Raw genomic sequence first — 23,796 nt, 5'->3', positions numbered from 1 at the left:
TTTATAAAGACAACTGTTTAATGCTTTTTACCACTGTAATCGTAAGTTACCGTTACTATCAAAAGTACCTTTGTGTGTATCTTCTTGATAGTCATTATTCTCATTTGCATAATGCTCCGAGTATAGTCCTTTTGCACCAAAGGCGTTATATGCACCATTACTCACAGTTGCGTTTAATGCTCTTCCAGATTCATGGGACCCTAATTTGTCTGAAGCGCTTTCAATATATGAATTATTTCCATTTGATTTAATAAAAGAAATTGCTACTGAACAACGAGATGCATTTTGATTCGTAGTAGTTTGAGCTCTATAAGATAGTAGGTTACCGCTTTTGTGACCGCTTAGAGTTGGATAGAATGCACTTGTTGAGATTGATGTTGCTAATAATACTAAAGTCGTAATTGAAAAAACTTTTCCTTTCATTAACAATCACCTCATAAATTTAATATTTTAGTAGCGCTACATCATCATAATATCCTTCAAATAAATTCTCCTCAACAAGAAACCCCGATGTTTTACAAACTCTTTAAACACTTAAACATTCATACATTTTTAAAAAGTAACGTATAAGTAGCAATATAAAAAGGCTGCAGAGAAATTCTTCTCCACAGCCTAATTATTATTTTTGCAAAAACGCCTGCAAATCTGCAAATTGTCTCTTTGCATCTTCATAGCCTTGCTCGTATAAATTTTGTAGTTTTGCTGTATCTTTTTCCATACGATCTACTTGAAGCGGCACTTCTGGGCGAATAACAAATAAATTACCAGCTTGCTCTTCTTTTTCAATATAGTGAAGTGTTTCATTATACACTTCATAACGATTCAACATCGTGTTAACAAGATTCGGATATTTTTTATAAGCTTTTCCTGCAATCCATCCGAATTTTGATTTTTTCTTCGCGTAACCATGATTTCTCGTTAAAATAACGACTGATTTTTTAAATCCATCTTCCTGTGCTTTACGAACTGGAATGGGATCAGAAATCCCGCCATCTAATAACTGCTTACCACGGTAATTTACTACTGGTGCAATGAAAGGCAATGAACTAGACGCTTGTAATAAATTTAGCGCATCATCATTCGTTCCTTCTTTTTCAAAATAAACAGATTGCCCAGTTTCACAATCCGTCGTTCCTACAAGGAAACGTTCTGGGCTATTAAAGTATGTTTCAAAATCAAACGGAACATGCTTTTCTGGGATTTCATGAAAAATGAAATCCATATCAAATAGTTGACGTTTTCTCCATAAGTTTTTATACGATAAATATTTCGGATGTGATGCATAATCAATATTGACCGTTTTATTTCTATTTCTTTGTCTGGAAAGATACGACGCTGCATGACAAGCACCAGCTGATACACCGATTACATATGGAAAATATAAATCTTGTTCCATAAAGTATTCTAATATCCCACCCGTATATACACCACGCATACCGCCGCCTTCTAATACTAACCCCGTATTTTCAAGCATGTTACTCTCTCCTCTATATATATTGACTCTTTAATTATTCACCATGTTAATTATCTTTTTCTATTATATATGAGTTCTTTCAGAAATTATATTTAAAAGACTTGAGAAAAAGGAGTTTTTTCTTCCAATTATATTTCCAAATGATCGGAGACATCCTTTATAAACCTTTGAATAAAGTCTTGCTCTTCTTTCCTATATCCATCTAAAAGTAACAACCACTTTTCTTCAGCTTGCTTATGCAATTTTTCATGAGCTTTATATATTTCATTTCCGCTTTCCGTTAAGCTGAAGAAGATTTCTTTTTGATTATCTAACATTTGCATCTTCTCAACGAATTGCTTTTGAAACAACTTCGTACAAATTTTAGAGATTGCTCCCTTCGTCATGCCCATTTCTGTCGTAATTGCCGTTACATTCATCAAACCATTTTTTCCAATACATTCGATTACATGTAACTCAGATAAAGACATACTACTTACACCTGTCTCACGAAGAAACTTCTCATTTTGTCGTTTTAAATGTTCTTCTTTTTTATGCAAAAGTGTACGAATGTCCGACAGTATTTCCATTTGCTTCGTTGTATGCTTCAATCCGTTCGCCTCCTAAGTTTCCAAAGAAACAATTTAACTATATACCATTTTAAAATTATTTTTTCATCTTTACAAGTGAGAAAATCATGTTAAAATAAATTTAGTTTCCGAGGAAACTAAAATACAAGGGGGTTAACAAGATGAAAAAATCTAAACTAACTTTCATTTTATATGTTGTCTGTATTAGTGCCTTACTCGGTTCCTTCGCTCAAAATATTTACACACCTATCTTACCGATGATTCAAAATTCTTTTCACACTTCTCTTTATCTTGTAAATGTAACAGTTTCACTTTTCACATTCGTTCTTGCAATTATGCAGCTCGTATATGGACCTTTAATTGATACAAAAGGGAGAAAATCTGTCCTTATCCCTAGTTTAGTCATTAGTACAATTGGTTCAATCGGATGTGCTTTTTCGGCAAACATTTATTTATTTCTCTTTTTTAGAGCTGTTCAAGCTATAGGAATAGCGGCTATACCTGTAGTTTCAGCAACGATTATCGGCGATTTATTTGAAGGAAAAGAACGCGGAGAAGCGATGAGCCTATACCAAATGTTACTTGCCCTCGCACCTGCAATGGCTCCTCTCATAGGTGGATTTCTTGGCAGTATAAATGGTCACTTATCTGTATTTCTCTTTTTATCTACACTTGGCATTATCTTATTAATTATAAACATTTCACTACTTCCAGAAACAAAGCCAAATGTAATTAAGCAGTCTAAAGCACAAAAGAATTACTCTCTTATCTTAAAAAATAAAACTGGATTTTCTATTACTCTTATTGGCTTCATTCAATTTTGTATTTACTTTTGCTTTCTCGTTTTTTTACCGAGCATTTTAGCAAATTCATTTCATCAAGCTGCAAATGAAATTGGTCTTATGTTTGTACCAATGTCTCTTTCTATCATGCTAGGAAGTTTTTGCTACAAGTTTTTGCAAAAACGCCTCACAACAAAGCAAACTTTATTTATTACGAGTTTCTTCAATATTATATGTGTCGTTTTATTCTCTTTCACATATAGCATCAATATCCCATTCATCATTATCGTTACATCTTTGTACGGTTTTAGTATGGGACTTTCTATGCCAACTCACACTACTTTATTAACAGAAGAATTCGTGCAAGAACGTGCAACAGCTATCGGTATGTACAACTTCATCCGCTATCTTGGTATGAGCACAGGGCCACTTGTAGGTGGATTTCTTTTATTTAACCAAAATTACTTTTGGATTTTCTTCCTAGGCGCAATTATGTTTTTACTTGTAATCTTATATGCAATGAAAATGCTAAGTTTTCATTCTGTACAAAAAGCAAAATAGAGCCCCCAAAAAGGTCGGCTCTATTTATCCTCTTTGATCCGCAACAATATGAATATCAATATACCTCGTTTGCCTCATAATCTCATTTACAATCGAACCTTTTCGTATTTCTTCCCAACGAGTTCTTGCCGATTGCCCAAGTAAAATTTGCGTTACTTGTAATCTTTTCGCAACCTCAATAATAACATCCGCTGGCTTTCTCCCTCTTGCTTCTTCTAATACAAAACTTGCATCAAATTGATTCGTGAGCGTCTTCCACTCTTCAATTGTTTGTTTTTTACCAGCTGAAAGAGAGTCTATATTTTCTCTTTCAACATTTAATACATACAATTCAGCATTTAACCGATCAGCCATGCGCCATCCCCGTCTTATTAATTTCTCCGCTGTTGAACTGTATTGTACACAAACGAGAATTTTTTCTTTCACTCCGATTGGTTCTATCACTGTTTGACTAATCTTTTCGTCCATATCGTCAGCGACTTCACGAAGCGATAATTCCCTGAGTGCTCCTAAATTATTAAGCGTAAAGAAATTTTGTAAGCTTTGCTGAATTTTTTCTTCTTTATATATCTTTCCGTCTATTAACCTCTTCCGAAGTACTTCCGGTGTTGCATCAACGAGCTGAATTTCATTTGCTTTTTGTAAAATAAAATCTGGAATTCGTTCTCTTACTTTTACATTCGTAATTTGAGCTACAATATCATGAACACTTTCTAAATGTTGAATATTAAAAGCTGATAATACCGATATACCAGCCTCTAACAATTCCTGCACATCCATATAACGTTTCTTATATTTAGAACCAGGAACATTACTATGCGCAAGTTCATCCACTACGACTACTTGAGGCGCGCGTTTTTTTATTCCTTCCACATCAAGCTCATAAAATACCTTTCCTTTATACTGTATTTCTTTCAAAGGAACTTTTTCTAAATCAGCAATTGCTTCTTCCGTCTCTTTTCTTCCATGCGTTTCAATTAAACCAATTACAATATCAATTCCATCTTTTTTCATTTCCCTTGCATCAAAGAGCATTTTATAACTTTTTCCTACGCCTGGAGCTGCTCCTACATATAACTTTAACTTTCCCCGATTTTGTTGCCGAATATATTCTAAATATTCCTCTGGCGTTCGCCTTTGAAACTTCGGTTCATAATCATCCGCATACAAAATAAACACTGCCTTTCATTCGAAACAACGCTACCTCAATCCATTAGATTGAGGTAGCACTGTTACTATTTCATTAATTTTTGTAATGCTAAATTTAGCTTTAAGACATTCACTCGATCTTCTCCAAATAAACCAAGTGCAGCACCTTCTGTTTGATCTTTAATCAATTGATCTAGCGTTTCTTTCGGAATATTCGTTAATTTCGAAATGCGATCCACCTGCACCGAGGCCGCCTTTGGACTAATATCAGGATCAAGCCCTGAACCTGAATTTGTCACTAAATCTATCGGTACTTCTGTTACTGGAACTCTCGGATTTTGTTTCTTCCACTCTTCAATACTTTTCTCTACTCGTTTCTCTAAATCTGGATTAGATGGTGCATAGTTATTTGAACCAGATGCTTCAGCCTTATATTCAATACTAGAAACACGCCCTTGAAAATAACGTGGATCCGTGAAGTTTTGCCCGATTAATTTAGAACCAATCACTTCATTTTTATCATTATATATTAGACTTCCATCCGCATTATCCTTCATCACGGCTTGTGCAATACCAGTAACAATAAGCGGGTATACAAGTCCGCACAACACTAGAAATGTAAAAGTAATACGGATAATTGGTGATAGTATACTTTGTTTCTTCTCCATCTTTTTCCCCTCTTCCTTATATGAACAAGCCGACAATTATATCAATTACTTTAATTCCAATGAACGGAACGATAACTCCACCAAGCCCATAAATAAGTAAGTTTCGGCTAAGCAATGCATTAGAACTCATCGGTTTATATGCGATACCTTTCATCGCTAACGGAATGAGTAATGGAATAATAACAGCGTTAAATATTAATGCTGATAAAATCGCTGACAGTGGTGATGTTAATTTCATAATGTTCAATGCTTCCATTTGCGGAATTGCAAGTGTAAACATCGCTGGAATAATCGCAAAGTATTTCGCTATATCATTTGCAATACTAAACGTCGTTAACGCACCACGTGTCATTAACAATTGCTTACCAATTCCTACAACCTCAATAATTTTCGTTGGATTCGAGTCTAAATCAATCATATTCGCTGCTTCTTTCGCAGCTGTCGTACCACTATTCATCGCTAATCCAACGTCAGCCTGTGCTAATGCCGGAGCATCATTTGTACCATCACCTGTCATCGCTACAAGTTTCCCTTTATCTTGCTCTGCTTTAATAACCGCAATTTTATCTTCTGGTTTACACTCGGCAACGAATTCATCTACTCCTGCTTCTTTTGCAATCGTTGCTGCTGTTAACGGATTATCACCTGTACACATAACCGTTTTAATCCCCATTTGGCGCAACTGTTCAAAACGCTCACGCATACCCGGTTTTACTGTATCCTTTAAATAAATTAAACCGTAAATGCGATTATCTACTGCAACTACAAGTGGTGTTCCGCCCTCTTTTGAAATTAAGTCTGCTTTTTGATTTACATCTTTCGGAATTGTTCCACCTTGTGACCCAACCCATTCAATAACGGCACCGACAGCACCTTTTCTCACTTTCGTTCCGTCTTGTAAATCAACACCACTCATTCTCGTTTCTGCTTTAAACGGAACAAACTCCCCTTGTTCTGCAAGTTCTCTATTATATGATATAGATTTTCCCTGCACATACTCGATAACAGATCGACCTTCTGGCGTTTCATCTAAAACAGAACTAATAGCAGCCCACTTTCCAACTTGCTCAATCGTTTCATTTCCTACAGGCAATAATGTATGAGCCATCCGGTTTCCAAAAGTAATCGTACCTGTTTTATCTAAAATAATTGTATTAATATCGCCCGCAGCTTCTACTGCTTTCCCTGACATCGCTAGCACGTTAAATTTTGTCACCCGGTCCATCCCCGCAATACCAATCGCTGATAGCAAACCACCAATTGTCGTTGGAATTAAACATACTAACAATGCTACGAGTACAGCTGTATCAATTTGAAAACCTAAATAATTTGTAAAAATCGGCAACGTCACAACGACGATCAAGAAAATAAGAGTTAAGCTCGTTAATACTGTATTTAAAGCAATTTCATTTGGCGTTTTTTGACGAGCAGCTCCTTCTACTAAAGAAATCATTTTGTCGATAAATGATTCACCAGGATTACTCGTAATGACAATTGTAATTTCATCACTTACGACCATCGTTCCACCTGTTACGGAACAAAAATCACCGCCTGCTTCTTTTATAACAGGAGCTGATTCCCCTGTAATTGCAGATTCATCTACAGATGCTAATCCTTTGATTACTTCGCCATCATTCGGAATCATTTCTCCCTGTTTTACGATAACAACGTCACCTTTTCTAAGATCAGTTGCTGAAACTTGGACAATGTCTCCATTTTCTTTTACAACATTTGCAAACACATCTTTCTTCGACTGCTTTAAAGAATCGGCTTGCGCTTTACCACGACCCTCTGCTAATGCTTCTGCAAAATTCGCAAATAAAACTGTAAATAATAGAATAAGAGAAACTGTTATATTAAACCATCCTGGTATACTACTAGAACTGCTTGGAAGAAAAGATAAAATGAACGTAATGATAAACCCAATTTCCACAACGAACATAATCGGATTCTTTATCATGACTTTCGGATTCAATTTCGCAACGGATTGTTTCATCGCATGTGTTACGATATCACGATCCATCGTTTTCGCTTGTCTAACTTCATCTTCTACAGCATGTATTTGTGACTTATTTAATTGTTTTTCTTTTACTACTACCGGTCTCATCATTTACCCTCCATTACTTCAATGTAAGAAATTCTGCAATTGGTCCGAGTACTAACATCGGGAAGAATGTTAATGCACCGACAATTACAATTGTTCCGATGAAGATACCACCAAATAAACTATTATCTGTGCGGAACGTTCCGACTGTTTCTGGCACTACCGTTTTTTCTTTCAGCGAAGCTGCCACAGCTAGCATCGTAATTAAACTAAAGTAGCGTCCTAAAAACATAACTAAACCAGTCGTAATATTCCAAAACGGTGTATTATCTCCTAATCCTTCAAATCCAGATCCGTTATTCGCAGCTGACGATGTATACTCATATACAACTTGCGTTAAACCGTGGAAACCAGAATGAGAAATAGCATCCGTCCCTAAATTTGTTGAAAGAGCTAATGCCGAAAATCCTAAAATGAGCAATGGATGAAATAAAATCGTGACCGCGATTAATTTCATTTCCTTACCTTCAATCTTTTTACCTAAAAACTCTGGTGTCCGTCCAACCATTAACCCAGATATAAACACCGCGATAATTGCATACATAATAATATTTACAAAGCCTGCTCCAACGCCGCCATACACTGTATTTAACATCATATTTACAAGTGGAACTAGACCGCCAATTGGTGTTAACGTATCATGCATTGTATTAACAGCACCAGTTTCAGCAGCTGTCGTTACTGTTGCGTATAGTGAAGAAAATACTGTTCCAAATCGTACTTCTTTCCCTTCTGTACTTCCTTGTACATGTTCGATACCCATTCCATTTAATGCCGGATTCCCGTTTAGTTCAGATGTCGTAATCGTTATAAATCCTAGTAAAAACACCATAAAAAGTGACACGAAAAGGATGCGGCCTTGTTTTTTATTTCCGACCATTCGTCCGTACGTAAATGGAAGTGCTGTTGGTAATAACATCATAAGCATCATTTGCAAAATATTACTCATTTGTCCTGGATTTTCGAAAGGATGCGTAGAGTTTGCTCCGAAAAATCCACCGCCGTTATTTCCAAGTTCCTTAATGGAAACGAATGATGCAACAGGTCCACGTAAAATACTTTGCTTTGCACCTTCAATCGTTTGTGCTGTAACCGCCCCATCTAACGTTTGTGGTACACCAAGTGCGACAAAAACTAGTGCCGCAATAAATGCGATAGGAAGAAACACTCTCGTTAACGCTCTCGTAAAATCAACGAAAAAGTTACCAAGTTCTTTTCCAGCAAGTCCTCTTATAAAAGCCATAACGAGCGCTAATGTCGTTGCTGGTGCCGCAAACATTAAAAATGTAATTCCGATTAATTGTGATAAATAAGATAAACCATTTTCACCGCTATAATGCTGTAAGTTTGTATCAGCCATAAAACTAATTGCTGTATTAAAAGCGAGCGTAGGCTCCATCCCTTCAATATGCGCTGGATTTAGTGGCAGCACACCTTGTAATCTGAAAATGAAGTATACGACAACGATCATAAATCCATTTAATAAAACTAATGATAATGCGTACTGTTTCCACGTTTGATTGTATGCTTTTACACCCGTAATTTTAAAAATAAGTTTTTCAAAAGGCCCGAATACTTTATCTAACGTTTTGCTACCTTGAAAAGCTTTTTCTAAATAAATCCCCGTTGGCTTTGCTACTAAAATAAACAAGAGCATTGTAATAATGACTGCAACCCAAATCATAATCAATGATTCCCCCTAATTAAAACTTCTCTGGATTTAATAATGCATACACTAAATACACTGTAATTGCTGCGACAATAACCGATAAGACAATCATCATGATTGCTTTCCTTCTTTCACAACTTTATCTGACCAACTTGCAAGACTTGCCATCGATGCAACTAATAAAATAAAAATCCCGACCATTACAACATCTAACATAACTATCCCTCTCTTTTTGTTAAAATTTACCATTTGAATATTAAAAAAGAACACTGAGCTCTACTCAGTGTTCAAAAAATGAACAACAAAAAGTAAACCTCCTCTCTAAACGCTTACGAGGTTAGCTGTCGGATTCGGGCCTAAAGAGTAGCCCTACTTTCAAAACTGAAAGATTCACCCCAAGTGACGATGCACAAAATTGGTTCCCCCGCTCCATTTCTGGAACTCAGCGATTTTAGGTTTTTTTGGAAATTTTATGAATGATTTATGAGAGTAAATATACTCCTCTATATTTCACTTGTAAAGGGGTAAATTGCTGAAAATAATAATATTTACATTCATTTAAACGCTTACATTGAAGATTATTACTATTATTTCATCTATTTTCTTTATTTCTCTTTTCTTTTCTTAAAAATGACCTTTTAAATATGAAATAAAAAGAGCGAATGACATGAAGTGCATAGCCTGTTGCACTCAGCATTCGCTCTTTTTTATTCAACCTTTATTCTCCTCTTAAAAATGCACGTAAATTTCTCCCACGAATATAAACTTGTGTCAATTCTGCATGTAGCTGCTCATACTCGGTAATATCCATCTCTAAATACAAAGCATCTTTTGACGGTAATATAATATATGGCCCGGGAAAAAGAGGATCAATCTGAACCAATTCTTGAACTCGCTCTACCGATACTGCCCAACGATTTGCTATATCTCCAAGTAATAGTACCTTCATCATTTCTTCCCCCGCCCTATTCAAAAAATAAAAAAGAAATATTATCACAATTTGTAAACACGACAAACTTAGCTCCAATTGTTTCATAGAGCCTCGCTGGATATCGTTTATTCCTTGTAACAACAGTAATAGGTGCTTGAAAAGAAAAACGAATGTGTTCTGTGAAGAAACTAACGATTGGAAGCTCATCCCCTAGTAAAATGACCTTCTTAATACACTCACAAATACTAGTAAAATCCTGCTCCTTACTATAACTATAAGTCCAATCAAACCCACAATTCCTAACTTCAGCCGCTACCTCTTCATTTGCTGTAAAAATAACTAACTCATGTTGAAATGCAACTAGATCTCTTAAACTATTTACCTTACTTTCTTCTCCAACACAAATAAGTGTTAGTTCCATGTACCTCATCCTCCTTAGTATAAAAGAAATCAAACATAGATTGATATTCCCCTATACTAATCAGATCGATGAAGTGATGTATCCATCATGGCACCGTCCTCTCTCAAGACGCTTACGAAGTTAGCTGTCGGATTCGGGCTTTGAGAGTAGCCCTACTTTCAAATTTGAAAGATTCACCCCTAGTGACACTGCACAAATTGGTTCCTCCGCTCCATATAATTGGACTCAGCGTTTACAAAAAAATATATTCTGGCTGATATATTACTCCTGTATTTTGAAAAAGTAAACAGAAAAAAAGCCAGTTATAAAACTGGCTTTTCACTTATCTATACACGCGTTCTATTCACTTTATACGCAAAATGATTCGTCGGTCCATGACCACTACCAATATTCAATGGCTCTTCAATTGCTATACTAATAAATCGTTTTGCTTCTTGAACAGCATCTTCAATTGAGTATCCTTTCGCAAGTCCTGCTGTAACCGCTGAAGCAAATGTACACCCACTTCCGTGCGTTTGCTTTGAAGGAATTCGCTCGCTTCTAAACTCAATAAATTTTTCTCCATCAAAGAGGAAATCAATTACTTCATTTCCTTGATATTCTGCATGTCCGCCCTTCATAAGCACATATTTAGCACCTAATTCGTGCAATACTTTTGCAGCTTCCTTACTATCTTCAACATTATGAATCTCCATCCCAGTTAACACTTCTGCTTCTGGGACATTCGGTGTTATAACAGTTGCTACTGGTAATAAATATTCTTTTAATGCTTGAACTGCTTCTTGCTGTAATAATGATGCACCGCCTTTTGCAATCATAACGGGATCTAGCACAATATTATTCCAGCCAAATTTTTTAATTTGTTCTGCAACAATTTGAATTATTTCACTACTAAATAACATTCCTAGTTTCACTGCATCTGGTGTTAAATCCGTACCAATTGAATTCAGCTGTTCTGTAATACCTTCTAACGGAACAGGATATACCCCTTGAACGCCAAGCGTGTTTTGAGCAGTAATTGCCGTAATAGCCGTCATTCCGTATACACCAAGCTCTTGGAATGTTTTTAAATCTGCCTGAATTCCAGCACCGCCGCCGCTATCAGACCCTGCAATTGTTAAAGCTTTATTCACTTTCATCCCACTCATCCTTTTCTATCCAAAATAGCGATGATAAATCGTTTTTGCTTCGCTTATATCTTTCGTTCCATGTACGAGCACACGGCCATCTTTAAAGGCGACTAACCTCTTGTCTTCAACAGAAAATGATAGTAAATATGGATTTACATTTAAATCATTCACGCGACCTTCCAGCAACTCTTTATATTGTTCAAAATTCATTTCCTCTTTATGAGGTGGTCTAATTTGAACTGTATTTCGCCCGCATAAAACTGCTGTTTTTGATGTGTTCTCTTTATTTAAATACGGATATAATGCATTCTCTCCGCATGAAGAACAATTATGCTGGCGAAGCTTTTGCACATTCATACATGAATACTCATTCTTCCACATATCAAACGATACAAGCCCATCTCGAAGTGATTCGTAATCTTCTACTAACAGTTTAAGAGCTTCTGTTACTTGATGAGAAACGACAAGAGATACAGCAGGTGATATAATACCCGCTGTATCACATGTTGCCCCGCCAAGCGGAATCGACTGCAATAAACATGATAAACATGGTGTTTTACTAGGAATGATTGTGTAAGAAAGACCGTAACTACCTACACATGCACCGTAAATCCATGGAATAGAATATTTTTGTGCTATATCATTCACAATAAAGCGTGTTTCGAAATTATCAGTCGCATCAATAATTACATCAACGTTTGTAACAAGTTCTTCTAGCTCTTCAGCTGTTACATCTTGAATGAGAGCTTTTATTGTTACATCGCTATTAATCTCTTCTAAACGTTTTTTAGCCGCTATAGCTTTTGGGAGATTATTCTTTACGTCGCTCTCTGCATACAATTGTTGTCTTTGTAAATTACTCCAATCTACATAATCACGGTCAACAATTGTTATCTTGCCAACACCCGCTCTTACAAACATCTCTGCATTTGCACTACCTAATGCACCTGCACCGATAATAAGTACATGCTTTTCTCTTATCTTTTGCTGCCCTTCTGCTCCAATTGGAGAAAATAGTTCTTGGCGAGAATATCGATTATTCAACTACGCTCATTCCTTCTAAAGGACTACTTGCAGTTGCACAGCGCTTACGTGCAATACGACCTGCTTCAAATCCTAAACGGCCTGCTTCAATACTTAGTTTCATTGCCTGCGCCATTTTAATAGGATCTTTTGCTCCTGATACAGCTGTATTTAATAACACGCCATCTGCTCCTAATTCCATTGCAAATGCCGCATCAGCTGGGCTACCAATACCAGCATCAACGATAACTGGTACTGTCGCTTGTTCAATAATGAAGCCCAAATTTAATGGATTTACAATACCAAGTCCTGATCCGATTGGAGATGCTCCTGGCATAATCGCATGCACGCCAAGCTCTTGTAATTTACGTGCTAATACAACATCATCAGATGTGTATGGAAGTACGATAAATCCTTCTTCCAGTAACATTTCAGATGCCTTTAACGTTTCTACCGGATCCGGTAATAACGTTCTATCATCACCAATAACTTCTACCTTTATCATGTCACAAAGCCCAGACGCTTTTGCTAATTTTGCAATGCGAACAGCCTCTTCAGCATTTTTTGCCCCTGCTGTATTTGGTAATAACGTATATTTTTTCACATCAAGTTTCTCTAATAAATTAGGTTGCTTTGCATCAAAGATATCCATACGACGTACTGCAAACGTTAAAATTTCAGCTTCAGAAACGTCAATTGCCTTTTGCTGTACGTCAAAATCAGGGAATTTACCTGTACCTAATAAAAGTCTAGAATGAAATGAAAATGGTCCAATGTTCAACATAATCAACCGCCTCCTACGAAAGTTACAATCTCAATTTGATCTCCATCAAAAACAGATGTATCTGTATGATCATCTTTTTGTAAAATATCTTTATTACGCTCTACTACAACAATTCTGTTATCTAACTCTAAATGTGTAAGTAACTCAGCTACTGTTTTTACACTCGCTGGCACTTCAATTTGGTTACCATTAATTTTTAATCTCAAACTTCCATCCCCTCTCTAAACTCTTCTAGAAAGCAATGAATCTAGCAAATGATTCTCTTGCTCTCCTTCTATTAAATCAGCCATATATTGGCCAGAAATAGGACTTAATAAAATACCGTTCCGATAATGGCCCGTGCAAGCATATAAACCTTTTATTTCTTCATGCTCTCCCATATAAGGAGCTTCATGATTCGATTGTGGTCTTAATCCTGCCCATGCGCTTTCCCATTCTGCTTCTTTTAAAGCTGGCAATATTGTATAGGCACGCTCCAATATAGAAGTTATACTTTCTGGCTGCACAGTTTTATTGAACGTATGTGGCTTCATTGTTGCCCCAATTACGTAACGTCCACCGCGCTTTGGAGCAATGTAAAATCTTTCTTGAAAAATAGGTGCTTTTAAAAGTTGTTTTCTACTTCTTACCGCAACCACTTCTCCTTTAACTGGATATGTACCCCAATCGCGGTGAAAATAACTGAGTAACTTCGTGCTCCATGAACCTCCTGCAATAACGACTTTCTCACATGTGACAATACCTTCGCTCGTAAAAATTCCGGTCACTTTATTATTTTCAATACGAATATCAAACACTTCTGTCTGTTCATATATATCAGCACCTGACATTGCCGCAGAATGTGCGAATGCTTTCGTAAGCTCTGGTGCAATAACATGACCGTCTTTCGGATAATATACTGCTCCTATAATAGATTCGGATAGATACGGCTCTTTTTCCCGCACATGGTCTCCCGTTAGAAAATAGGAATCTTCACCTGTTTTTTGCTGCCAATCCATAATGTGAAGAATTCTTTCCTTCTCATCTTCATTTTGAGCAATACGATAAATTCCTTTTTCTTCATATCCAATATCAATACCCGTCTTTTCACGTAAAACTGCTGCAAGTTGTGGAAATATAGCTCGGCTTTCTCTAGCAAGTTCAAATAGCGGATCATACGCATCCCATTCTGCCTGAACACCAAGTAGACCAGCAGCTGCTTTTGAAGCTTCCGATGCAATTCTTTGCTTCTCTACAATCGCTACTTTATGTCCTCTTTCTGCTAGAAAATGTGCAACTGAACTACCAATTACACCACCACCAATAATCGCTACATCATACTTCTCACACATGTTTTTCCGCCCACTTTCTTATTGATTCCTTATAAGATTTCGCTTTGCTATACGGGTCACTACTACTTACAATTCCGGACATAACTGCTATACCGCTTACACCGTTAGTAAGGACATCCACTGCGTTTTCTGGAGTAATTCCTCCAATTGCTGTAATCGGTATAGATAAACACCTTGCAATGTCAGAAATTTCTTCAAGCCCTCTCGCTGGCACACCTTTTTTACAATCTGTCGGAAATACATGACCATAAACGAGTGAATCTGCTCCATTTTTAAATGCTACTATCGCTTCATCTAGCGAATGCACAGAATAACCGACATGCAAATACGAAAACTTTTCTTTCACTGACTTTACATCTGTGCTTCGATACCCTAGTTGAACACGAGGAATATTTAATAAAATTGCAATATCAATTCGATCATTTATGACAATTTTAGAAGCCGGAAAGCCTTCCATTAAAAGACTTTCCACACCTTCATATAACTCCTTCGTACTCTTCTCACGCTCACGAATATGCAAATAATCAATCTCACTCTCAATTTGCATCGCTACATTCACTAACTCTTCGAATGGCATATGGCCATTTGAGATTACGTGGAGCTCATTTTTCATATTCATTCGCCTACTTTAAAATATTTTCGAATAGTTCATCGGCTGGAACGGTTTCTTTCGTCATTCCTTTGTCCTTCAGCCATTTATTTTGTTTCTCCCAAGATTCTTTTGAATCTGATAAAAATGGCTCATCTTTCGTTTCCATCTTCTCTAATAAAATTTTCATACTTTCCTTTTCAACTTCTGGCACAAGTGGGAAGTTTTCTTTTTCTTGATGATTTAATAAAATATTCAATGCTTCATCTGGGTTTTTCTTCATGAAATCATAGCCTTTTTTCGTACCACGTAAGAAAGCTTGCAACGCTTCTTTATCTTTTTTCAACGTTTTATCACCTGTTACAAACACAAGTTCATGATAGTTCGGTACTCCGTAATCAGCTGGATTAAAGTAAGCTGGTTCATGGCCTTCATGACGCATAACCGGTACTTCATGATTAATGTATGCCCCTGTTACCGCATCCACTTTTTTCGTAATTAAGGCTGGTACTAAATCAAATCCAACATCAACTACTTTCACTGTATCAGGATTACCACCAGCTTCTTTTACCATCGTTTTTAAATACATCTCACTTAAAGGTGTTCCAGAATATCCTACTGTTTTTCCTTCTAAATCTTTCGGTGATTGAATACCCGCTGATTTCAGCGATACGACATGATTTAATGGTGAACGTACGACAGCCCCAATTGATTTCACTGGAATTTGCTCATTTGCTCTTGCCATAACAACATCTGGCTGATAATACAAGCCAACTGTCACCTTCCCTGCTGCTGCCAATGTTAATGGATCAGTCGGATTAGAAGGGAATTTAATATTTACCTTTACACCTTCTTCTTTAAAGTATCCTTTTTCAATTGCTGCATAAATAAAGCTATGTACCGCATTTGGATACCAATCTAACATGACTGTTATTTCTTTCTCTTTTTTACTTTTTTCTGATGCTGAATTACTCGAACATCCTGTAATCATTGCAATTAATAATGTAAACACAAAGATGCGCTTTAAAAATTTCATGAATGCTTCCTCCAACTAATGAATTTCTTTTCTAATATGGAAATAAGTACGACGAAGAAAATAGCTAATAATGATAACAATACAATGGGTGCAAATACGCCAGCTCCATCTAACTGCGTCATCATTCTCTTACTGAAATATCCAAGTCCAGCTTGTGCACCGAGCCATTCTCCAATTGCTGCTCCGATAACACTAAGCGGAACTGCAATTTTTAAAGCTGAGAAAAAATAAGGAAGAGCAGACGGCAACTTTAATTTAAGAAAAATATCTCTTTTCGTTGCTCCATATGTAACTAAGAGCTCCTCCCATTCTTTTTTTGTACTACGCAGTCCATCATACGTATTGACCGCAATCGGGAAAAACGTAATTAAAACTGTGACAACAACCTTACTCCAAATTGTGTATCCAAACCATAAAACAAATAGCGGAGCAAGCGCAGTAATCGGAATCGTTTGTGAAGCAACTAATAATGGATAAAATGCTCTTTCCATCCATGTACTCGCATTCATTAACATCGCTAGCCCTACACCTAATACGATAGAAATAACAACACCTATTAAAACGACGTATAACGTTGCAGGTAAATGAACCGTAAATAATATGTCTTTTAGTTTCCATATCTTCATTACAATCGCAGACGGTGACGGTAAAATGTACATCTCATCTACAATTCTTGCTCCTATTTCCCACACAGCTAGTAAAATACTAGAAAGTGTAATAGCAGGAACTAATTCTTTCAATCGGTTCATCACACAAGTACCTGCCTTTGTAACATACTAAGAAGCTCATCTTTCAGCGCTAATACTTCCGGTTTATATAAATCTTTTCGTGTTCTGTTATGATCAAGTGGTACAATCCGCTCAGTCAAAGTCGTTATCGGCTGCTGTTCCACTACTAAAACTCGGTTCGAAAGAAATAACGCTTCTTCAACATCATGAGTAATGAATAAAATTGTTTTTTCCCACTCTTGCCATTGTTCAAACAGCCATTCTTGCAAAGAGGCCTTCGTTAAAGCATCTAACGCGCTAAACGGTTCATCTAATAACAATATCTCCCCGCCCGTTAACAAAGTTCGGATAAAAGATACGCGTTGCCTCATACCACCAGATAAATCTTTCGGATGTTTTGTCTCATATCCTTGTAAACCAAATTTATATAACAGTTCCTTTGCCTTTACTTGTGCTTCTTTCTTCTGTACACCTTGGCACTCTAGCGGCAGAGCAGCATTCTCAATAATTGTTCTCCACGGCAAAAGCATATCTTTTTGCGGCATATATCCTACAGGATGGTGCTTTGTTTCTGTCAGTTCTATCTTTCCAATACTTACCTTCTCTAGGCCTGTAATAAGGCGAAATAAAGTACTTTTCCCACATCCACTCGGTCCGATAATACTGACAAACTCTTTCTCATGTATAGAAGCATTTAATTCATGGATGATTGGTTTCTCATCGTAATGAAAAGAAACATTATGAAACTGTAGTATGTTCTTGCTCCTCAAATCCCCACATCTCCTTACGATAGGACATATCCCAGAATAAATATTCAAATCGACTGGAATATAAGAAAATCTCCTCTAATCTATCTAGTTCTTTCTCAGACTTTCCAACTGCCATTTCATTTAATAAATCTATTAACCAAATACAAAGATTACCGTATTCTTCCGAACTATATCCTTGAATCCACTCACCAAAAAACTCATGATCTCTTGCTCCAGGAATATCATTTAAACGCTTTCCAATTTCCCAGTAGCTCCACATACATGGAAGAAGCGCTGCTATTAATTCTGCAAGTGTGCCATTTTGAGATACAGACATCATGTAATTTGTATAAGCTAAATTTTTAGCAGATGGTTTCGCAGACTCTATATCCTCTATAGAAATTCCAAGTCTTTTTGCATATTGTTTATGGATTGTCATTTCGCCATTTAATATCCCATCAATTTGTTCAGCGAACTTTCCCATTACTTGTGGATTCGTTGCTTTTACAACACCAATCGCATATAACTTTGCATAATCTAGCAGATATAAATAATCTTGAATAATATAATACTGGAATTTATCTTTTTCTAACGTGCCATCTCCCATACCCACTACAAACGGATGATTATGACTCATCTCCCAAACCGGTTGCACAGTTTCTAATAATCTATCGCAAAATTTCATTTCTCTATCCCCTTTCAATATATGTATCTAAATAAAAAACCACTTCTATATATAAGAAGTGGTTACAGCAAATAAAATTATACATTTATTCGATGTTCCACTTCCCTTCGCTAGTATTACCTAGATCAGGTGTTATAAGGGTTAAGGATTATTCCTCTCTCAGCAAATCAAGCACCCCTAGTGGTTTCAATATGAAATTTTCAAATAAAAAAGCCCCGTTTCTATACGCAAAGAAACGGGGACTCATTGTTAGTGTCCGAATTGCTTCCCTACGCTAGCATAATCTAGATCAGGTAATAAAAAGGATCAAAGGCTTACGGCCTACTCTCAGCTGGCAACACCAGCTCTCCTAGCAAACTATAAAATTATCACTGTCAGTATAACACCCTAATAAGACATCATCAACTGTTTTAATTTTCTTAATTATCAACAAAATATTGAAGTTATACAATACATACATTCTATTTTAGAAAATAAAACCCAAATTAATTGTATAAAAAGGAATCATTATCCTCAAAAAATTTATTTTTATATTGATTTCATATTACATTTATGTGAATACACCCACTATATTATATCTTTATACTATAATAAAATTACAACTATACAACTAGAGGAGGTCTCTATTCCATGAATATGAAAGCTACGGCTTTAACAGCAACTACTGTAGCGATTGCTTCTTTACTTCCTTCTATGGGTGAAACAAATGTACAAAAAGCAAACGCTGAACAATTATCTAATGTTAAAACTGGGTATGTCAAAGTCGATCAAGTAGCATTACATACAGAAGATAACGTAAAAAGCACATCAATTGATACAATTCGCTTTAATACAAAAGTGAACATCCTTGAAACAACTAATGGTTGGTATAAAGTATCTGTTCATAATAAAGTAGGTTATGTACAAAAAGATGCTATTTTACTAAAAAACAAACTTCAATCTAATGATCAATACATCGTCAATGCTAATGCATTAAACGTTCGCTCTGAACCTAATTTAGAATCTTCCATTTTAGATGTATTACCAAATGGCAAGTTTATTACCGTTCAAGAAGATCAAGGCGAATGGTATAAAATATCACATAATGGCCAAACGGGTTACGTACAAAAAGCATTCATCTCTAATGGTTCACAACCCTTAGTAAAAGGAATCACCGTTCAAAATAATACAAAATATACTGTTGCAACACCTAATCTGAATGTACGTAGCAACACTAGTACAAGTAGCGCTCTACTCGGTTCATTACAAAACGGTACACAAGTACAAGTAGTAGAAACTGTAGGAACTTGGTATAAAATTCGTTTTGGCACAGGATACGGATATGTAGCAAAACACTATGTAGTACAAAATCAACCACAGGCTAAAACAGATCAGCCTTCATCTATTCCAGCTGCTTTCAAATTCCCTGCTCAAGGAAGAATTAGCTCAACCTTTGATATACGCTGGGAACAAATGCATTATGGTATAGATATTGCTGCTCCAGGGAACGTCTCTATCCAAGCTGCTGCTGCAGGTAAAGTTGTGAAATCTTATTATTCAGCTAGCTATGGCAATGTTGTGTTCATTGCGCATCAAATCAATGGGAAATTATATACAACTGTTTATGCTCATATGAAGGATCGCACTGTACAAACTGGTGATCAAGTACAAGCTGGACAATTAGTAGGTCATATGGGCAACACAGGTCATTCATACGGGCAACATCTTCATTTTGAATTACATAATGGAGAATGGAATTTTGAAAAAACAAATGCAGTAAATCCACTGCCATATTTAGTTAGGTAAATTGTATGCCACGCAATATACCTCTTATAATTGAATACGCAGCCTTTTTAGGTTTAATCTGTTGTTTAATCATTTACAATACAAACATTGTATTTTTATCTATTATTATTGCTTTTGTTGCATTAGAAATTATGATGGAATCATTTCAAGTGCAACTAAAACAAAAAATTGCCCATATTTATAACGCTATATTTCTTTTGAGTGCTCTCATAACAAATATAATTAGTAATGGCTTTTATTTATCTACTGTATTTCCAGTATTCTTTATGGCTGTTTTATTATTTGTAGCTAGATATATTAATGTCCCTTATAACCAAAAACAAAAACAAGAACAAGAAGCTTAGAAAGAGGAGACACTGTGTACCAATCTTTCAAAGATACTCCAATAAAATACATATTGCATTTGTATAAGAAAGCCAATACTTTTTTTGGTATACAAGGAAGTTATACTGCACAACTTCTTCTATATGGAATGTTGTTTCTTGTTTTAATCACTTTCTCCTTGTTTTACTAACAAAAAAGGATCTCACATAAACTGGAGATCCTTTTTAATTTATATTAATTTTTCATATCGAAAATATTGTTTATCCACAAGCATATTTTTCATAAATAAAGCTCAGATTATATTTTTTCTCTAAGCTCATTCGTTGTTCGTCATCGCACCAATAGAAAAGAATATCATGAATCGTTGCGTAACGCTTATTTTTAAGAAATAGCCTAAAGAATGATGGTAAACAATCATGTAATTGTATAAATATATAATTGCGTAGTGTTTCTTCTTTATATTCAATGCCCTTACAAATATACAGTAATTCTTCACAATAATATGCATGCTGTGGAACTTGTATCATCTCGAAAAATGGCACATAAGATAGTAGCTTTCCAATAAAATGACCGTATCGATCCATTACTCCTATCGTCATATGCTCCATCATTTCTTTCATTACATATAAATAATCATCTACATGTGTTGTCTTTAATGGGTCTAAGCGATCGGAAATTTGAGATAATACAGCTCTTTGACATGCTAAAACTGCCTGACTAGGTCCATAATATGATAGGAAATCTGTACACTTACGATATTTCCGTAATAAATCATGTGTATATAAATCATATACGAAAGTATTACAATACATTGCTAAACTCATCATATCACTATTTAATTGCTCTTTTGATAATGATTTCGCTCTCTTGCACATATAAAAGAATGTAAATTCCAATACTTCTTTATGAGATAATAAATGTTTACAATCGGTTATACATTTCTCATTAAATTTAACTCTATCCCAAATTTCAATATCCCTATCTGTCAATTCACCTATACGATATTTAATAATTAAATAGTTTAAAGCAACTGATTGCGTCAAAAGATCCCATGTTTCATATTCCAATGAAGTATGAACAAACTCAGCTAATCCTTGTGCTATCATAAAAGCATTTGCCTCTTCATACCAACCAATCTCTTGGCATAAGCGAAGAATACGCACTAAAGTTGGAATTTCATCTTTATGAAACTGCGGTAAATTCTTTACTTTATTCATGCCATATACGATAAATGCCGCTAAATTTTCTTCTTTATAAAATTCTTTCTCTTTCCATACTAATATAGTTCGTTCTTTCCCCTCACCTTTTGGGTGACAAGGTACAAGCAAAGAAAATAATTCAGCAAAATTATTTGGTTCTATATATGTATCTGTAACCAAATTCCAATTTGGATCGCCCTGTACAGCCTTCATATAATTCCCCTTCCCTTTTCATCTATGTAGGAAATATTAATTTATTATCGTACCACTAAAAATTAATATTGTTATATTCAAAATCTCTCATAATACTTATATCTATCAGTATATCATCTTTTCTCTTATTAAAAATGAAGAATAACAAATTTAAAAAAACTGTGGAAATTATTAACCATATCCTTATTATATAATGTCTCAGATACATCACGCTAACATATTAGTTTAATCCATATATACTAGAATAATGTATCTGAACTTTATATATAATTTAGCTCTTTATGATTGACCATTAAACTCTCGGTTAATTAAAGTTTCAATTTACTCTGTACGCTCTGAGATTTCGCTCAAGGCAAATCCAGCTTGATCATCTGCCGATTCCCTTATAGCTAAATCCCCTAGTGCTAACATGCCAATAAGCTGACCACTATCAACTACTGGTAACCGTCTAATTTGATACTGTGCCATTAGCTCTGTAGCTTTTTCAATAGAATCATTTGGAGAAACTGAGATAATATTTGTTGTCATTACATTTGTAATTTTATTAGATCCAGGATGTTTTTCAGCAATCCCTCGAACAACTAAATCTCGATCAGTAACAAGCCCAATAACTTGCTCATTTTCAACAACAGGAATTAACCCAACCGATTCTTCCTTCATTTTTACAGCTGCCTCATATACATTGTCTAGCGGTGTACAATGTACAATATGGGTACTCATTAAGTCTCTAACTCGTGTCATTATTTATTTCCTCCTTTTTATACATACCATAGCTTTTCCAAAATTCCTTTATTTATTTCTGGAAAGTAACATGATAAAAAGGATCAACAAAATAAAAAAGAGCCAGCATAATGCTGACTCTTTTTTGTATGACCCGTACGGGATTCGAACCCGTGTTACCGCCGTGAAAGGGCGGTGTCTTAACCACTTGACCAACGGGCCATGGCTCCGCAGGTAGGACTCGAACCTACGACCGATCGGTTAACAGCCGATAGCTCTACCACTGAGCTACTGCGGAATAATATATGGTGGGCCTAAATGGACTCGAACCATCGACCTCACGCTTATCAGGCGTGCGCTCTAACCAGCTGAGCTATAGGCCCATATACTTTACAGGGGCAGTAGGAATCGAACCCACACTGGAGGTTTTGGAGACCTCAGTTCTACCTTTAAACTATGCCCCTAAATGATGCCGGCTAGAGGACTTGAACCCCCAACCTACTGATTACAAGTCAGTTGCTCTACCAATTGAGCTAAGCCGGCATAAAAAAATGGTGGCTCGGGACGGAATCGAACCGCCGACACGAGGATTTTCAGTCCTCTGCTCTACCGACTGAGCTACCGAGCCAACATAAATGGCGGTCCCGACCGGGGTCGAACCGGCGATCTCCTGCGTGACAGGCAGGCATGTTAACCACTACACCACGGGACCATTTGGTTGCGGGGACAGGATTTGAACCTGCGACCTTCGGGTTATGAGCCCGACGAGCTACCGTGCTGCTCCACCCCGCGACAATATTAAATTAAAAAATGGAGGAGGTAGAGGGATTCGAACCCCCGCGCGACTCTCGCCGCCTGTCGGTTTTCAAGACCGATCCCTTCAGCCGAACTTGGGTATACCTCCATGAAGGAAAAAAATAAATATTTATTATTATATGTCTAAACCATTTTTAAAAATGGAGGAGGTAGAGGGATTCGAACCCCCGCGCGATTCTCACCGCCTGTCGGTTTTCAAGACCGATCCCTTCAGCCGAACTTGGGTATACCTCCGAGACATATATTAAATAAAGTGGAGCCTAGCGGGATCGAACCGCTGACCTCCTGCGTGCAAGGCAGGCGCTCTCCCAGCTGAGCTAAGGCCCCATGTTTTTTGGAATATCGGGAAGACAGGA

Annotated in this window: 27 protein-coding genes, 11 tRNA genes and 4 riboswitches; of the genes, 3 read left to right on the top strand and 35 right to left on the bottom strand. The window is 36.3% G+C overall.

The window, feature by feature from the left end:
• Positions 1-27: 27 nt before the first annotated feature.
• The 3 genes from DN400_RS09555 to DN400_RS09545 form a co-directional block, all read right to left on the bottom strand.
• Positions 28-423 (bottom strand): hypothetical protein, encoded by a 396-nt coding sequence (locus DN400_RS09555; RefSeq protein ID WP_000676983.1) that lies wholly within the window; start codon positions 421-423, stop codon positions 28-30.
• Positions 424-619: 196 nt separating this feature from the next.
• Positions 620-1,474 carry a patatin-like phospholipase family protein gene (locus DN400_RS09550; RefSeq protein WP_000892676.1) on the bottom strand — a complete coding sequence of 285 codons (855 nt, stop codon included), beginning with the start codon at positions 1,472-1,474 and terminating at the stop codon, positions 620-622.
• A gap of 128 nt (positions 1,475-1,602) precedes the next feature.
• Positions 1,603-2,064, bottom strand: a complete 462-nt coding sequence (locus DN400_RS09545; protein ID WP_065228320.1) for a MarR family transcriptional regulator — start codon at positions 2,062-2,064, stop codon at positions 1,603-1,605.
• Between the two features lie 140 nt (positions 2,065-2,204).
• Between DN400_RS09545 and DN400_RS09540 the strand changes: the two genes are divergently transcribed.
• Positions 2,205-3,386: an MFS transporter gene (locus tag DN400_RS09540; RefSeq protein ID WP_000748721.1), complete on the top strand. Its 1,182-nt coding sequence runs from the start codon at positions 2,205-2,207 to the stop codon at positions 3,384-3,386.
• Positions 3,387-3,410: 24 nt separating this feature from the next.
• Here DN400_RS09540 and kdpDN read toward each other — a convergent pair whose 3' ends face one another.
• From kdpDN to tenA, 19 genes are all read right to left on the bottom strand, one after another.
• Positions 3,411-4,565, bottom strand: a complete 1,155-nt coding sequence (kdpDN, locus tag DN400_RS09535; protein ID WP_072939968.1) for a KdpD-like non-kinase potassium sensor — start codon at positions 4,563-4,565, stop codon at positions 3,411-3,413.
• 56 nt (positions 4,566-4,621) lie between these two features.
• The gene (gene kdpC / locus DN400_RS09530; protein WP_065228319.1) at positions 4,622-5,203 is read right to left on the bottom strand and encodes a K(+)-transporting ATPase subunit C; all 582 of its coding nucleotides are present in this window, start codon (positions 5,201-5,203) and stop codon (positions 4,622-4,624) included.
• Positions 5,204-5,219: 16 nt separating this feature from the next.
• Positions 5,220-7,310, bottom strand: coding sequence for a potassium-transporting ATPase subunit KdpB (gene kdpB, locus DN400_RS09525; RefSeq protein WP_029441657.1), 2,091 nt, complete (start codon positions 7,308-7,310; stop codon positions 5,220-5,222).
• 13 nt (positions 7,311-7,323) lie between these two features.
• Positions 7,324-8,991, bottom strand: coding sequence for a potassium-transporting ATPase subunit KdpA (gene kdpA / locus DN400_RS09520; RefSeq protein ID WP_000638330.1), 1,668 nt, complete (start codon positions 8,989-8,991; stop codon positions 7,324-7,326).
• A gap of 19 nt (positions 8,992-9,010) precedes the next feature.
• Positions 9,011-9,088: a K(+)-transporting ATPase subunit F gene (gene kdpF, locus DN400_RS09515; protein WP_223153441.1), complete on the bottom strand. Its 78-nt coding sequence runs from the start codon at positions 9,086-9,088 to the stop codon at positions 9,011-9,013.
• Positions 9,088-9,192: a SipW-dependent-type signal peptide-containing protein gene (locus tag DN400_RS09510; RefSeq protein WP_000887894.1), complete on the bottom strand. Its 105-nt coding sequence runs from the start codon at positions 9,190-9,192 to the stop codon at positions 9,088-9,090. Before DN400_RS09510 ends, kdpF begins: the two co-directional genes overlap by 1 nt.
• A gap of 96 nt (positions 9,193-9,288) precedes the next feature.
• A riboswitch (cyclic di-AMP (ydaO/yuaA leader) is annotated at positions 9,289-9,434 on the bottom strand.
• A 134-nt stretch (positions 9,435-9,568) separates the two neighbouring features.
• On the bottom strand, positions 9,569-9,691 hold the full coding sequence (locus DN400_RS29825; RefSeq protein ID WP_001034419.1) for a hypothetical protein: 123 nt from the start codon (positions 9,689-9,691) through the stop codon (positions 9,569-9,571).
• A 3-nt stretch (positions 9,692-9,694) separates the two neighbouring features.
• Positions 9,695-9,928, bottom strand: a complete 234-nt coding sequence (locus DN400_RS09505) for a hypothetical protein (RefSeq protein ID WP_002025339.1) — start codon at positions 9,926-9,928, stop codon at positions 9,695-9,697.
• 13 nt (positions 9,929-9,941) lie between these two features.
• Positions 9,942-10,328: a hypothetical protein gene (locus tag DN400_RS09500; protein WP_147801647.1), complete on the bottom strand. Its 387-nt coding sequence runs from the start codon at positions 10,326-10,328 to the stop codon at positions 9,942-9,944.
• A gap of 93 nt (positions 10,329-10,421) precedes the next feature.
• Positions 10,422-10,569: riboswitch (cyclic di-AMP (ydaO/yuaA leader) on the bottom strand.
• A gap of 85 nt (positions 10,570-10,654) precedes the next feature.
• Positions 10,655-11,467: a bifunctional hydroxymethylpyrimidine kinase/phosphomethylpyrimidine kinase gene (gene thiD, locus DN400_RS09495; RefSeq protein ID WP_065228318.1), complete on the bottom strand. Its 813-nt coding sequence runs from the start codon at positions 11,465-11,467 to the stop codon at positions 10,655-10,657.
• 15 nt (positions 11,468-11,482) lie between these two features.
• Positions 11,483-12,502, bottom strand: a complete 1,020-nt coding sequence (thiF, locus tag DN400_RS09490; RefSeq protein WP_065228317.1) for a thiazole biosynthesis adenylyltransferase ThiF — start codon at positions 12,500-12,502, stop codon at positions 11,483-11,485.
• Complete coding sequence (gene thiG / locus DN400_RS09485) at positions 12,495-13,265, bottom strand: thiazole synthase (protein ID WP_000931980.1); 771 nt, start codon at positions 13,263-13,265, stop codon at positions 12,495-12,497. The genes thiF and thiG overlap by 8 nt, the downstream gene beginning before the upstream one ends.
• Before the next feature lie 2 nt (positions 13,266-13,267).
• A complete protein-coding gene (gene thiS, locus DN400_RS09480; protein ID WP_088022297.1) occupies positions 13,268-13,471 on the bottom strand; it encodes a sulfur carrier protein ThiS in 204 nt (67 codons plus the stop codon).
• Between the two features lie 15 nt (positions 13,472-13,486).
• Positions 13,487-14,596, bottom strand: coding sequence for a glycine oxidase ThiO (gene thiO, locus DN400_RS09475; protein ID WP_090978433.1), 1,110 nt, complete (start codon positions 14,594-14,596; stop codon positions 13,487-13,489).
• Complete coding sequence (gene tenI / locus DN400_RS09470; protein ID WP_000787167.1) at positions 14,589-15,209, bottom strand: thiazole tautomerase TenI; 621 nt, start codon at positions 15,207-15,209, stop codon at positions 14,589-14,591. Before tenI ends, thiO begins: the two co-directional genes overlap by 8 nt.
• A gap of 10 nt (positions 15,210-15,219) precedes the next feature.
• Positions 15,220-16,221, bottom strand: a complete 1,002-nt coding sequence (locus DN400_RS09465) for an ABC transporter substrate-binding protein (RefSeq protein ID WP_000670422.1) — start codon at positions 16,219-16,221, stop codon at positions 15,220-15,222.
• Positions 16,218-16,970 (bottom strand): ABC transporter permease, encoded by a 753-nt coding sequence (locus DN400_RS09460; RefSeq protein WP_001080857.1) that lies wholly within the window; start codon positions 16,968-16,970, stop codon positions 16,218-16,220. The genes DN400_RS09465 and DN400_RS09460 overlap by 4 nt, the downstream gene beginning before the upstream one ends.
• On the bottom strand, positions 16,970-17,719 hold the full coding sequence (locus DN400_RS09455) for an ABC transporter ATP-binding protein (RefSeq protein ID WP_001256788.1): 750 nt from the start codon (positions 17,717-17,719) through the stop codon (positions 16,970-16,972). Before DN400_RS09455 ends, DN400_RS09460 begins: the two co-directional genes overlap by 1 nt.
• The gene (gene tenA, locus DN400_RS09450) at positions 17,688-18,383 is read right to left on the bottom strand and encodes a thiaminase II (RefSeq protein WP_000666820.1); all 696 of its coding nucleotides are present in this window, start codon (positions 18,381-18,383) and stop codon (positions 17,688-17,690) included. Before tenA ends, DN400_RS09455 begins: the two co-directional genes overlap by 32 nt.
• An 85-nt stretch (positions 18,384-18,468) precedes the next feature.
• Positions 18,469-18,572: riboswitch (TPP riboswitch) on the bottom strand.
• A 60-nt stretch (positions 18,573-18,632) separates the two neighbouring features.
• Positions 18,633-18,744, bottom strand: a riboswitch (TPP riboswitch).
• Between the two features lie 269 nt (positions 18,745-19,013).
• On the opposite strand from tenA, the gene DN400_RS09445 reads away from it, so the two are divergent.
• Positions 19,014-20,168: an SH3 domain-containing protein gene (locus DN400_RS09445; RefSeq protein ID WP_001056045.1), complete on the top strand. Its 1,155-nt coding sequence runs from the start codon at positions 19,014-19,016 to the stop codon at positions 20,166-20,168.
• A gap of 5 nt (positions 20,169-20,173) precedes the next feature.
• Positions 20,174-20,512: a hypothetical protein gene (locus tag DN400_RS09440; RefSeq protein WP_001137818.1), complete on the top strand. Its 339-nt coding sequence runs from the start codon at positions 20,174-20,176 to the stop codon at positions 20,510-20,512.
• A 240-nt stretch (positions 20,513-20,752) separates the two neighbouring features.
• Here the strand turns inward: DN400_RS09440 and DN400_RS09435 are convergent, their stop codons facing one another.
• The 13 genes from DN400_RS09435 to DN400_RS09375 all read right to left on the bottom strand — a co-directional run bounded on the left by DN400_RS09435 (position 20,753) and on the right by DN400_RS09375 (position 23,767).
• On the bottom strand, positions 20,753-21,904 hold the full coding sequence (locus tag DN400_RS09435; protein WP_000648915.1) for a DUF3965 domain-containing protein: 1,152 nt from the start codon (positions 21,902-21,904) through the stop codon (positions 20,753-20,755).
• A 321-nt stretch (positions 21,905-22,225) separates the two neighbouring features.
• Positions 22,226-22,645, bottom strand: a complete 420-nt coding sequence (locus DN400_RS09430; RefSeq protein ID WP_016513712.1) for a CBS domain-containing protein — start codon at positions 22,643-22,645, stop codon at positions 22,226-22,228.
• 129 nt (positions 22,646-22,774) lie between these two features.
• Positions 22,775-22,846 (bottom strand) — tRNA-Glu (locus DN400_RS09425).
• Between the two features lies 1 nt (position 22,847).
• Positions 22,848-22,922, bottom strand: a tRNA-Asn gene (locus DN400_RS09420).
• 8 nt (positions 22,923-22,930) lie between these two features.
• A tRNA-Ile gene (locus DN400_RS09415) sits at positions 22,931-23,007 on the bottom strand.
• A gap of 10 nt (positions 23,008-23,017) precedes the next feature.
• Positions 23,018-23,088, bottom strand: a tRNA-Trp gene (locus DN400_RS09410).
• A gap of 6 nt (positions 23,089-23,094) precedes the next feature.
• Positions 23,095-23,167: transfer RNA gene (locus DN400_RS09405), tRNA-Thr, on the bottom strand.
• Positions 23,168-23,176: 9 nt separating this feature from the next.
• Positions 23,177-23,252: transfer RNA gene (locus tag DN400_RS09400), tRNA-Phe, on the bottom strand.
• An 8-nt stretch (positions 23,253-23,260) separates the two neighbouring features.
• Positions 23,261-23,336: transfer RNA gene (locus tag DN400_RS09395), tRNA-Asp, on the bottom strand.
• Between the two features lie 3 nt (positions 23,337-23,339).
• Positions 23,340-23,416: transfer RNA gene (locus DN400_RS09390), tRNA-Met, on the bottom strand.
• A gap of 19 nt (positions 23,417-23,435) precedes the next feature.
• Positions 23,436-23,528: transfer RNA gene (locus DN400_RS09385), tRNA-Ser, on the bottom strand.
• A gap of 53 nt (positions 23,529-23,581) precedes the next feature.
• Positions 23,582-23,674: transfer RNA gene (locus DN400_RS09380), tRNA-Ser, on the bottom strand.
• 20 nt (positions 23,675-23,694) lie between these two features.
• Positions 23,695-23,767 (bottom strand) — tRNA-Ala (locus DN400_RS09375).
• Positions 23,768-23,796: the final 29 nt, after the last annotated feature.

The organism is Bacillus sp. AR8-1, from assembly GCF_008042345.1.
Lineage (GTDB): Bacteria > Bacillota > Bacilli > Bacillales > Bacillaceae_G > Bacillus_A > Bacillus_A cereus.
The sequence above is the reverse complement of the archived record's forward strand: the minus strand, read 5'-3'. Positions and strand labels throughout refer to the sequence as shown.

Excerpts from the sequence above, each read along its gene's own strand:
- DN400_RS09555 (WP_000676983.1), bottom strand. The coding sequence starts at position 423 with ATGAAAGGAAAAGTTTTTTCAATTACGACTTTAGTATTATTAGCAACA.
- DN400_RS09550 (WP_000892676.1), bottom strand. The coding sequence starts at position 1,474 with ATGCTTGAAAATACGGGGTTAGTATTAGAAGGCGGCGGTATGCGTGGT.
- DN400_RS09540 (WP_000748721.1), top strand. The coding sequence starts at position 2,205 with ATGAAAAAATCTAAACTAACTTTCATTTTATATGTTGTCTGTATTAGT.
- kdpC (WP_065228319.1), bottom strand. The coding sequence starts at position 5,203 with ATGGAGAAGAAACAAAGTATACTATCACCAATTATCCGTATTACTTTT.
- kdpB (WP_029441657.1), bottom strand. The coding sequence starts at position 7,310 with ATGAGACCGGTAGTAGTAAAAGAAAAACAATTAAATAAGTCACAAATA.
- kdpA (WP_000638330.1), bottom strand. The coding sequence starts at position 8,991 with ATGATTTGGGTTGCAGTCATTATTACAATGCTCTTGTTTATTTTAGTA.
- kdpF (WP_223153441.1), bottom strand. The coding sequence starts at position 9,088 with ATGATTGTCTTATCGGTTATTGTCGCAGCAATTACAGTGTATTTAGTG.
- DN400_RS09510 (WP_000887894.1), bottom strand. The coding sequence starts at position 9,192 with ATGTTAGATGTTGTAATGGTCGGGATTTTTATTTTATTAGTTGCATCG.
- DN400_RS09505 (WP_002025339.1), bottom strand. The coding sequence starts at position 9,928 with ATGATGAAGGTACTATTACTTGGAGATATAGCAAATCGTTGGGCAGTA.
- DN400_RS09500 (WP_147801647.1), bottom strand. The coding sequence starts at position 10,328 with ATGGAACTAACACTTATTTGTGTTGGAGAAGAAAGTAAGGTAAATAGT.
- thiD (WP_065228318.1), bottom strand. The coding sequence starts at position 11,467 with ATGAAAGTGAATAAAGCTTTAACAATTGCAGGGTCTGATAGCGGCGGC.
- thiG (WP_000931980.1), bottom strand. The coding sequence starts at position 13,265 with ATGTTGAACATTGGACCATTTTCATTTCATTCTAGACTTTTATTAGGT.
- thiO (WP_090978433.1), bottom strand. The coding sequence starts at position 14,596 with ATGTGTGAGAAGTATGATGTAGCGATTATTGGTGGTGGTGTAATTGGT.
- tenI (WP_000787167.1), bottom strand. The coding sequence starts at position 15,209 with ATGAAAAATGAGCTCCACGTAATCTCAAATGGCCATATGCCATTCGAA.
- DN400_RS09465 (WP_000670422.1), bottom strand. The coding sequence starts at position 16,221 with ATGAAATTTTTAAAGCGCATCTTTGTGTTTACATTATTAATTGCAATG.
- DN400_RS09460 (WP_001080857.1), bottom strand. The coding sequence starts at position 16,970 with ATGAACCGATTGAAAGAATTAGTTCCTGCTATTACACTTTCTAGTATT.
- tenA (WP_000666820.1), bottom strand. The coding sequence starts at position 18,383 with ATGAAATTTTGCGATAGATTATTAGAAACTGTGCAACCGGTTTGGGAG.
- DN400_RS09445 (WP_001056045.1), top strand. The coding sequence starts at position 19,014 with ATGAATATGAAAGCTACGGCTTTAACAGCAACTACTGTAGCGATTGCT.
- DN400_RS09440 (WP_001137818.1), top strand. The coding sequence starts at position 20,174 with ATGCCACGCAATATACCTCTTATAATTGAATACGCAGCCTTTTTAGGT.
- DN400_RS09435 (WP_000648915.1), bottom strand. The coding sequence starts at position 21,904 with ATGAAGGCTGTACAGGGCGATCCAAATTGGAATTTGGTTACAGATACA.
- DN400_RS09430 (WP_016513712.1), bottom strand. The coding sequence starts at position 22,645 with ATGACACGAGTTAGAGACTTAATGAGTACCCATATTGTACATTGTACA.